Annotated in this window: 2 protein-coding genes; both read right to left on the bottom strand. The window is 50.4% G+C overall.

Annotation, left to right across the window (positions count from 1 at the left end):
* On the bottom strand, positions 1-1069 hold a 1069-nt coding region (locus CKL79_RS22370; protein ID WP_170944171.1), incomplete at its 3' end, for a recombinase family protein.
* 72 nt (positions 1070-1141) lie between these two features.
* On the bottom strand, positions 1142-1522 hold a 381-nt coding region (locus CKL79_RS22365; protein ID WP_170944147.1), incomplete at its 5' end, for a transposase.

Here is a 1522-nt window from a genome sequence, read left to right as displayed (position 1 = left end):
CTTTCTGTTTTTGTTGTAATATCTCATCTAAAGCATCCAATTGAATGGGTGCAATGGCTTCAAAGAAAGCTTGGACAACATACTGCTCAATCGAAGGCCCATGTAAGTGGGCACACATGGGCTCACCGTGACTATTGGACATGGCGCTACAGAGATAACGAACACCAGGCTTGTAGCCTACATTCATCCGCCGTCCGCACTGACCACAGGTGGCTAAGCCTTGTAGCAAAGCCGCCCCTTTTCCTGGCGCACCCCGACTAGGCTTATGCTGCTCACTGTAGCGTTGTAAATTGTCTTTTAGTCGGGCTTGATTTTCCAAATATTGTTCCCAGCTGATGTAAGCAGGATAGGCGTCATGAATGACACATTGCCACTCCTCCATCGACTTACTGACAACCCCCGTAGAATGCCGTCCGGGTTTACGTTTGCTCGGCGCTTTAACGCGGCGACCATAAACAAACGCACCCGCATAAGCCGGGTTCGTTAGGATAGACCCAATCGCCGACTCAGAGGGCTTCTTCCATAGCAGTTCACCCTTATGAAACCCACTCGTCTGATACCGGGGAAGTAAGATTTTTTGGTCTCGGCAATACCGTAAGACTTTGCGAGCAGAGCCCAATTCTGTAAATTTAGCAAATACCAACTCAATCACTTGGCGCACCTGCGCATCCGGTGATTTAACGACTTTCTGATTCGATAAGCGCTCCAAGCCCGTCGGCAAATGCTGAACGTACTCGCCCCGATTTACTTTACTAAGACGCCCTGCATTGAGTCGTTGGCGTAAGCTGTAAAGCTCTGCTTCTGACATGGTGCCCTTCAACCCCAGCAGGAGTCTGTCGTTGTAAAACTTGGGGTCGTAAATGCCGTCGTTGTCACCGATAAGTGTATCAAAGATGGCGGCTAAATCGAGTAGTTGATACCAGTCAGCATTGTTTCTGGCTAATCGAGAGACATCCCAGCCAAAGACGATACCGACATGACCCAGAGCCACTTCAGTTGTGAGAGATTTGAAATCATGACGGCCTTGTGCTTGACTCGCCGACTGGCCCAAGTCACCGTCTAAGACCATTACTCTCGACTCATGCCAGCCCAAGTGCTGTGCCCTTTCTATTAAGGGACTCGCAAACAAATAATCTACCGTTCATATCGGAACAATCGTCACATCCCACTTAGGCAACGTCTCAGAGCGCTGCCACTGTTGCTCAAACGGCTCTAACTCATCTTTGGTCACCTTGACACCCTTCGGATAAGTCGCCTCGACTAGCTCAACCATGGGCTCGAAGCCATTCCAAGTCATGTTTGCCGCCCATCGTAAGGCTGTTTCAACGGTATCGAGGATAGCGCCATTCCAGTAGTTTTCTAGCGCCGCCCAACAGCGCTCTATGGGATTGTACTTGCTGTGATAAGGCGGATAGTAAACCAGGCGGATCTTCATCTGCTCGCGCTGCGCAAACTGCGCCATGCGCTTGATGAACTGGGTGCGCTGGCTTTTGACGGCAGGCCCATTGTCTAGGTCAATGAC

Source organism: Leptolyngbya sp. BC1307 (genome assembly GCF_002286735.1).
Taxonomy (GTDB): Bacteria; Cyanobacteriota; Cyanobacteriia; order Phormidesmidales; family Phormidesmidaceae; genus Phormidesmis.
The sequence above is the reverse complement of the archived record's forward strand: the minus strand, read 5'-3'. Positions and strand labels throughout refer to the sequence as shown.